Genomic DNA, 6,729 nt, shown 5'->3' with positions numbered 1-6,729 from the left:
GCTGCTTTTACGAGGATGGCGGTCGGGGAGCCGGACCTGATTCCAGGTGGAAGAAGTTGCGCGCGAGTGGCGGAACGGCAGACGCGCTGGCTTCAGGTGCCAGTGTCCGAAAGGGCGTGGGGGTTCAAATCCCCCCTCGCGCACACGTAGACGAAGGTCCCGGGTATCCCGGGGCCTTCGTTCATTTCCACCCGCGCGTCGGCCCGTGGCCCCCGGCCAGGTCGGTGAGCTCGCACCGAGTGCGTCGTTATGCTCGACGAACAAAGGGGTGATGGCATGGCAGTGCTCGAGGACGGCACAGGCGTCGATGCGGCTCTGCGTGACGGTGATCCCTCGCTCTCGCGGCGGCGCCCGCTCGACCGGGGACTGATCCTGCAGGCCGCCGTCGAGTTCATCGACGAGCACGGACTCCCCGGTCTGACCATGCGCCGGCTCGGCCAGGTCCTGGGCGTGGAGGCGATGGCCCTGTACCGCCATGTGGCGGGCAAGGAGGAGCTCCTGGACGGGGTCGTGGAGCGCCTGGTCGCGGGCATGCTGAGCGACGAAGAGGTCTTCGACAGCCCCCGGAACGGGTGGCAGGACTTCCTGCAGCGGCTGGCGCACGGCGTGCGCCGGGTCGCGCTGGCGCACCCGAAGGCCTTCCCCCTGGTGGCCTCGCGCCCACCCGAGGCACCCTGGCTGCGACCGCCGCTGCGCAGCCTGGACTGGGTCGAGGCCTTCCTGGTCGGCCTGCGGTCCGAGGGGTTCACCGATGAGGCGGCGGTCGCCGCCTACCGCTCCTTCACCAGCTTCCTGCTCGGTCAACTGCTCCTCGAGGTGGCCACCCACGGGGCTGACCTCGGTCCGCTCGATGTGCTCGAGGAGGATCCCGATCCTTCGGGCCTGGCCGAGTATCCGACGGTGGGCCGGCTGCGCCATCAGCTCTCCGAGGACAGGTCGGCTGTCGAGTTCGAGGAGGCGCTCGAGGAGCTGCTCAATCGCCTGGCCCTGGTCCGCGAGGAGAGCCGCGACGAGTGAGGTCCTCCCGGCCCGGGTGGTCGCCGTGTCACGGCCGACCCGGACGGTGATGTTGTGTCGAGGGGCGGGATGTGGTTCTGTTTACAACGTAAACAGAACCACTCGCTCGCTCAACGGAGGACCATTTCCATGCAAGACACTCTTCAGGACGGCTTGCGCGACGGCGTGAGCACCATCTCCGAGTTCGTGCCCAGGCTCGTACTGTTCCTGCTCATCCTCGTGGTGGGCCTGCTCATCGCGAAGGCCGTCGCGAAGGCGCTCAACGCGGTGCTCGAACGCGTCGGCTTCGACCGGGCGGTCGAGCGTGGCGGCGTCAAGCGTGCCATGGCCAACTCGAAGATGGATGCGAGCGACGTGGTCGCCAAGCTCATCTACTACACGCTGATGCTGTTCGTGCTGCAGCTGGCCTTCGGCGTCTTCGGGCCCAACCCGATCAGCGACCTGATCGAGCGGGTCATCACGTTCTTGCCGAGCCTCATCGTGGCCATCATCATCATCGTGGTCGCCTCGGCGATCGCAGCGGCCGTGAAGTCGCTCATCGAGGGCACGCTGGGCGGGCTCTCGTACGGCAGGACGATCGCCAACGCGGCATCGATCTTCATCATGTTCCTCGGCGTCGTGGCCGCGCTCAACCAGGTCGGCGTCGCCACCACCGTGACCACGCCCGTCCTGATCGCGATCCTGGCCACCGTCGCCGGCGTCATCGTCGTGGGCGTCGGGGGCGGACTCATCCGTCCCATGCAGCAGCGCTGGGAGGGCTACCTCAGCAAGGCGGAGGAGGAGGCGCCGCGCATCAAGCAGCACGTGGCGGCCTCGACCGGCGGGGTCGACCAGGCCCCCCACCAGACCGTACGGATCGACAACGGGATCTGAGATCAGGTCCGCGCCGGCCTCGGCAGCCGAGGTGAACACGCGAGGGTCCCGGGATGTCCCGGGGCCCTCGCGCGTGCGATCACTCCGGGGTGACGCCCTGGCCGCAGGAGACATCCCGGGTTGCGCTGCGCCGCGCCGAGCGGCAGCTAGGGTCGATGTCGAGGCCTGTCAGTCACCGTCTGCGGCGCTCGAAGGGGACCCCATGGCAGCGAAGCGACCGTGCGGTGTCCGTGGCTGAGCACTGGCCGGTCCTGATCGGCTCGCCGACCGGGACGGACCGCGGCCAACTCGCCGACGTCGGCTTCAGGACCCGTGCGGCAGCCGCCGACGTGCCGGCCGCGCTGGCGCTGGCCGCGGAGCTCGGCCACGACCTGCCGGCCCCGGGGACAGGTCGCACGGCTCAGCTGTGGTCGGCGCTGGCCACGATGGGCGCTGTCGACCTGACGGTGGCGCGGGCCCTCGAGCCGCACCTCGACGCACGGGCCATCCTGGGCCAGGCGGGTGTACCGGTGGGGAGCGGCACCTGGGGTGTCTTTGCCGCGGAGGGGCCCGGCGAGCCCCTGCGTGCCACGCGTCTCGGGTCGACGTACCGACTCCACGGGCGCAAGCACTGGTGCTCGCTCGCGGCCGTGCTCGACCGCGCTCTGGTGAGTGCGTGGGTGGGCGACGTCCGGCAGCTCTTCGCCGTCGACCTGCACGACTCCGGCGTGACCGCGGTCTCGGGCACCTGGGTGGCGCGCGGCCTCTCGGCGCTCGACTCCGGACCGGTCGACTTCGAGGACGTCGCGGCCGAACCGGTGGGCGAGCCCGGCTGGTACCTCGAGCGTCCGGGGTTCGCCTGGGGCGGTCTGGGTGTGGCGGCGATCTGGTTCGGCGGGGCTGTCGGCGTCGCCCGCCGGCTGCACGCGAGCGCGTCGAACCGCAGTCCCGACCAGGTCGCACTGATGCACCTCGGCGCGGTCGACGCCGAACTGCACGCTGCCCGCTGCGTCCTCGAGCACGCGGCGGCCGCGCTGGACGCAGGGGAGCTCTCGGGCGCCACCGGCTCCCGGGCCGCCCTCCGCGTCCGCCAGGTGGTGGCACTGGCCGCGGAGGACGTGGTCCGACGCGCCGCCCACGGCCTCGGTCCCGGCCCGCTGGCGACCGATGAGGACCACGCGCGCCGGGTGGCCGACCTTGACCTCTACCTGCGCCAGTGGCACGCGGAGCGGGACCAGGCATCCCTCGGTCGGGACCTGACGGAGCCGGCGGTGGCGCCGTGGTGACCAGGCCGGTGTTCCGTCATGACCGGCCCGGCACGTCGGCCTCCGCCTGGACGACCGTGCTGGCTGCGCACGCGATGGTGCCGCTGCAGCTCCCGTCCGTCGCCGGGCGGCTGGTGGTGGTCGGTGCGCATCCCGACGACGAGACCCTCGGCGCCGGTGGCCTGATCCGGGTGGCGGCGATCGCCGGTTGGCAGGTCGAGGTCGTCTCGGCCACCGCCGGCGAGGGCTCGCATCCGCGCTCGCCGACCCACTCGCGCGAGCTGCTGGCCCAGGTACGCCGACACGAGCTCGACCAGGCCATCGCGCGCCTCGCGCCCGGGGCCGCCGTGACCTGCCTGGGCCTGCCCGACGGGGCGGTGGCCGACCACCTGGCGGAGCTGGTGGCGCACCTCGTCGCGATGATCGGCATCGACGGTGAGGACGTGCTGCTGCTCGCGCCCTGGCGCCGGGACGGCCATCCCGATCACGAGGCGGCCGGCCTGGCCGCAGCCATCGCGGCCGCGCGAACCGACGCGCGGTTGGTCGAGTATCCCGTCTGGCTGTGGCACTGGGGCGACGAGCAGGGCGTGCCGTGGGCGCAGGTCCGCGAGCTCCCGCTCGACGATGAGGTGCGCGCGGCCAAGATGTCGGCGACCGCGGCGCACGCCAGCCAGGTGGAGCCGCTGTCGCCCGCACCCGGCGACGAGGTCCTGCTCGACGCGCCGCTGCGGGCCCACTTCCGTCGCGATCTCGAGCTCTTCTTCGAAGACGACGAGCCGGTCCGCGACGACGCCCTGGATCTCGTCCACCGCGAACGATCCGATCCGTGGCAGGTGGAGTCGGACTACGAGCGGCACAAGCGTGCCGTCACCCTGGCCAGCCTGCCGCGCCAGCGCTATGAGCACGGGCTGGAGGTCGGGTGCTCCATCGGTGCCCTGGCGGTCGACCTCGCGCAACGCTGTGGACGACTGCTGGCCGTGGACGCCAGCGAGACGGCCGTTACCGCCGCGCGCGAGCGGACGGCGGGTCTCGACCAGGTCGAGGTGCGCCGGGCCGCCGTGCCGGCACAGTGGCCGTCCGGGCGCTTCGACCTGGTGTCCATCTCCGAGGTGGGCTACTTCCTCAGCCCGCGTCAGCTCGCCGGCGTCGTCGAGCGCAGCCTTGCCGCGCTCACCGAGGACGGACACCTGCTGCTGTGTCACTGGCGACACCAGCCGGTCGGCTGGCCGCTCGCCGGGCCCGCGGTGCACGAGGCGTTCCTGGCATCGGGTGCCCCCGTGCTGGTCGAGCACCAGGATCCTGATTTCGTGCTGCACGTGCTGGGGCGTCCCGCATGAGCATGCCCACCGCGCTGGCCGTGGTGATCCCCGCCCGGGACGAGGAGGAGCTCCTGCCCGCGTGCCTCGACTCGGTGACCGGTGCCGTCGAGGCGCTGGCATCAGCCTTTCCGGAGATCGCGTGCCGGGTCTTCGTGGTCCTCGACTGCTGCCAGGACGACTCCAGCCGTGCGGTGGCGCTGCGCCCCGACGTCACCGGCGTGGCGGTGCAGGCCGGCTGCGTCGGTGCTGCCCGGGCCTGCGGAGTGGAGGCGGCGGCCCGCTGGGCGTCCTCGCCGGTCTCCGGAGGGTTGTGGGTGGCCAACACCGACGCGGACAGCACGGTTCCCACGTCCTGGCTGGTCCAGCAGGTCGGGTTCGCGGCTGCCGGACACGATCTGGTCGTGGGCACCGTCCAACCGGTGGCGGGCGACCTCACGGCCTACGAGTTGGCGCAGTGGCAGGCCCGGCACAGCCTGATCGACGGCCACGACCACGTGCACGGGGCCAACCTCGGGTTCTCGCTGGCGGCCTATCGCTCGGTCGGTGGCTTCCGGGCGATCCCGGTCCACGAGGACGTCGAGCTCGTCGTCGCCCTGCGTCGGGCCGGCGTCGCGTGGGTCGCTCCCGGGAACCTCTCGGTGATCACCTCGGGGCGGCGCATCGCCCGCGCGCCCGATGGCTTCGCCGACTACCTCGACGGCCTGGGTGCCTGAGCCACCGCTCACCCCAGCGGCCGGGGATACTGACGCCGTGACGACGCGCCGAGCACCGCAGCCAGGGGCCGAGCACCTGTCCGAGCCGCTGCGCTCGCGCTGGAGCCCGAGCGTGTACGACGCTGCGCACACGCTCGACCGGGCCGAGATCGACCAGCTGCTGCACGCCGCCCAGTGGGCACCGTCGGCCGGCAACTCCCAACCGTGGGTCTTCTTCGTCTGCGAACGCGGGTCCGCCAATCACGACCGGTTGGTCGCCCACCTGAGCCGCGGCAACTCCGGCTGGGTGCCGCTGGCAGCGGCGGTGTTCCTGTCCGCCGGCCACGTGAGCACGGGGGCCGATGCGGATGCGCCGGCCTACAGCGACTACGCCCTCTACGACGTCGGCCAGGCCGCCGCACACCTCACGCTGCAGGCGCGCTCGATGGGGCTGCACTCCCATCAGTTCGCCGGCTTCGACCACGAGGGGCTCGCCGCCGACCTCGGGCTGCCCGCCACCCACGTGCTGCTGACCGGCATCGCGGTCGGACTCAGGGGTGACCCCGCTTCGGCGGACGAGCGGACCGCCGCGCGCGACCTCCGGGTCCGCGAGCGCAACGGCCTCGGCGAGATCGCCCGCGCCGGGACGTGGACGGAGCCGTGGGTCGGCGATCGGGCATGAGGATCTCGCGCTCCAGCTGGGTGCTGATCGCGGTCGTGATCGCGTTGGTCAACCTGCCGCTCGTGCACTCGACGTGGACGCGCTCCTCGGTCGAGAGGTCCGGCGTCGAGGTGCTCGCCGAGGTCACCGAGGCGCGCAACCTGGGGTCGGCCGGAGCGCCGAGCTGGTGGCTGAGCTACCGGCTGCCGGGGACCATCGACCCGGAGCAGGAGATCTGGTCGGCGGAGGTCGACGCTGCGACGTACAAGGAAGCGGAGGAGGACCAGACGATCTCCGTCCGCGTGATCGAGGGCAAGCCCGGGAGCGCCGTCGTCGAGGGTGAGGTGCGAAGCTCGGCGGGCCTGATCGGCACGCTGGTCGTGGATGCTCTCCTGCTCGGCATGTTGTCCCTGCTCTGGCGCGGGCGGGGGCGTGGCCGACGGGAGGTCGAGACCGTCGAGGCCATCGAGGACGTCGCGCTCGCTCGACCGGGCGCGTCCTGGGAGGACCTCGGTGACGGCACCGTGCGGGTGAGCGGCGAGGTGCTCGAGCGCGATGACCATGAGGTCGTGCTCGACCTCGGCGACCGTCTTGTGCGGGTCGTGCTTGACGGCCACGCCAATTCCGTCGGCTACCAGCAGCCCGCGCAGGTGCGGGTCCGACCGACCCCGTGAACCAATCCGAACGATGCTCGGCCACGAACCAGTGACGTGACCACGATCAAGGACTTCTCCGCGCGCGCCATCGACGGCACCGACACCGACCTTGCGGCATACGCCGGTGAGGTGGTGCTCGTCGTGAACACCGCCTCGAAGTGCGGCTTCACGCCGCAGTACCAGGGCCTGCAGGAGTTGCAGGACAGGTACGGCGAACGCGGCTTCACCGTGCTCGGCTTCCCGTGCGACCAGTTCGGCAACCAGGAG

The 6,729-nt window shown here is 71.8% G+C and carries 7 protein-coding genes, 1 tRNA gene and 1 pseudogene; all 9 read left to right on the top strand.

Translation table 11 applies throughout. The features are described from left to right. Window positions 1-60 precede the first annotated feature (60 nt). Window positions 61-143: transfer RNA gene (locus RMO85_RS19265), tRNA-Leu, on the top strand. Window positions 144-276: 133 nt separating this feature from the next. Then, window positions 277-1,017 (top strand): TetR/AcrR family transcriptional regulator C-terminal domain-containing protein, encoded by a 741-nt coding sequence (locus RMO85_RS19260; RefSeq protein ID WP_310530329.1) that lies wholly within the window; start codon window positions 277-279, stop codon window positions 1,015-1,017. 129 nt (window positions 1,018-1,146) lie between these two features. After that, entirely contained in the window at window positions 1,147-1,890 is a 744-nt protein-coding gene (locus RMO85_RS19255; RefSeq protein ID WP_310530328.1) for a mechanosensitive ion channel family protein, read from the top strand. A gap of 230 nt (window positions 1,891-2,120) precedes the next feature. Next, complete coding sequence (locus tag RMO85_RS19250; RefSeq protein ID WP_310530327.1) at window positions 2,121-3,155, top strand: acyl-CoA dehydrogenase family protein; 1,035 nt, start codon at window positions 2,121-2,123, stop codon at window positions 3,153-3,155. Beyond that, window positions 3,152-4,471: a bifunctional PIG-L family deacetylase/class I SAM-dependent methyltransferase gene (locus tag RMO85_RS19245; protein ID WP_310530326.1), complete on the top strand. Its 1,320-nt coding sequence runs from the start codon at window positions 3,152-3,154 to the stop codon at window positions 4,469-4,471. Before RMO85_RS19250 ends, RMO85_RS19245 begins: the two co-directional genes overlap by 4 nt. After that, window positions 4,468-5,166: a glycosyltransferase gene (locus tag RMO85_RS19240; protein ID WP_310530325.1), complete on the top strand. Its 699-nt coding sequence runs from the start codon at window positions 4,468-4,470 to the stop codon at window positions 5,164-5,166. The genes RMO85_RS19245 and RMO85_RS19240 overlap by 4 nt, the downstream gene beginning before the upstream one ends. Window positions 5,167-5,203: 37 nt before the next feature. Beyond that, window positions 5,204-5,827 (top strand): nitroreductase family protein, encoded by a 624-nt coding sequence (locus tag RMO85_RS19235; RefSeq protein WP_310530324.1) that lies wholly within the window; start codon window positions 5,204-5,206, stop codon window positions 5,825-5,827. Further along, entirely contained in the window at window positions 5,824-6,480 is a 657-nt protein-coding gene (locus tag RMO85_RS19230) for a hypothetical protein (RefSeq protein WP_310530323.1), read from the top strand. Before RMO85_RS19235 ends, RMO85_RS19230 begins: the two co-directional genes overlap by 4 nt. A 36-nt stretch (window positions 6,481-6,516) precedes the next feature. Beyond that, window positions 6,517-6,729 (top strand): annotated as a pseudogene (locus RMO85_RS19225) (glutathione peroxidase); the annotation flags it as partial.

It is taken from the genome of Nocardioides sp. (assembly GCF_031422975.1).
Lineage (GTDB): Bacteria > Actinomycetota > Actinomycetes > Propionibacteriales > Nocardioidaceae > Nocardioides.
This window is presented reverse-complemented; position numbering and strand designations above follow the sequence as displayed.